A 297-nucleotide genomic window follows, 5' to 3' on the forward strand; every position below is an offset into this window, starting at 1 on the left:
GAACGCCCGTAACTTTTCTGACTTTCTGAAACAATCAGCGCTCCCGTTAAACTGTGCTCAGTGGATTGCGGGCAGCAGCCAGCTGGCGCTCTAACTTTTTAGAGGGAGCAACAGACTGAGCCTGCTCCCGCGCCAGCTGTTCCACCTTCAATTTTGCTTCCCGATAAGAACGGCCAACAGACTGCACAGTGGCAGCCTGGGCTTTAAAAGAAGAAAGAAGACGGGATTGCTGCTCGAGGGTTTTGAGGCGGGACTTGAGGGACTGGGCCTGCTTATCCAGTGACTCTAACGAATCAC

The 297-nt window shown here is 53.2% G+C and carries 1 protein-coding gene; it reads right to left on the reverse strand.

Annotated elements, in window-relative coordinates:
* Window positions 1-46: 46 nt before the first annotated feature.
* Window positions 47-297, reverse strand: a 251-nt coding sequence (locus E1189_RS22075; RefSeq protein WP_196220804.1) for a hypothetical protein, incomplete at its 5' end; no start/stop codon positions are given.

It is taken from the genome of Parendozoicomonas verongulae (assembly GCF_009711465.1).
Taxonomy (GTDB): Bacteria; Pseudomonadota; Gammaproteobacteria; order Pseudomonadales; family Endozoicomonadaceae; genus Sansalvadorimonas; species Sansalvadorimonas verongulae.